The organism is Devosia riboflavina, assembly GCF_000743575.1.
Lineage (GTDB): Bacteria > Pseudomonadota > Alphaproteobacteria > Rhizobiales > Devosiaceae > Devosia > Devosia riboflavina.
The window spans coordinates 1-702 of sequence record NZ_JQGC01000097.1 but is presented as its reverse complement, the minus strand read 5'-3'; the positions used below and the strand labels follow the sequence as shown (position 1 = coordinate 702).

Genomic DNA, 702 nt, shown 5'->3' with positions numbered 1-702 from the left:
ATGGCTGCAAGCGCAACGCCTGCCAGCAGAAGCTTCTTCATCTGGTCCTCCCTAAGAACCTTGTCTCCGCTCCTCGTTTGCGCCGCCCATCCGGAGACGGTCACGGACGGCGATTGATTAACTCCCTTAGCTGCGCAGCGCCGCCTTGCGCCGCAGCACGTCGATATAGACGGCGACGATGATGACGAGGCCGATGAGGATCATCTGCCAGAAGGCCGAGACATTGTTGATGTTGAGCCCGTTGCGCAGGATTCCCATGATGAGCACGCCCGCCAGTACGCCCAAGACCGTACCGCGCCCGCCGAAGAATGAGGCGCCGCCGATGATGACCGCCGCGATGGCGTCGAGTTCGATGCCGATGCCGGCATTGGGGAAGCCGCTGTCGGTGCGGCCGGCCAGCAGCAGTCCGGCAAGGCCGGCGAAGAAGCCACAGAGCACATAGACCAGCACCAGGACGGCATCGACATTGATGCCCGAGACCCGCGCCGCATGCGGATTGCCACCGATGGCGAAGATGTGCCGGCCCGTCGAGGTCTTGGCCAGGAACCCCCAGAGCGCGATGGCGCAGACCAGCACCACGATGAGGCTGGCCGGAATGCCGGCGGGCGGGGCGAAGATGCCCAGGTCATAATAGGCCTGGCCGAGATAGCGCACTTCCGGCTGGAGGCCGGAAACCGGCGCGCCGTTGGTGACGAGATAGGT

The 702-nt window shown here is 64.5% G+C and carries 1 protein-coding gene; it reads right to left on the bottom strand.

Features of this window, described 5'->3' with window-relative positions:
* Window positions 1-126 precede the first annotated feature (126 nt).
* Window positions 127-702, bottom strand: a 576-nt coding sequence (locus JP75_RS24870) for an ABC transporter permease (RefSeq protein WP_035088033.1), incomplete at its 5' end; no start/stop codon positions are given.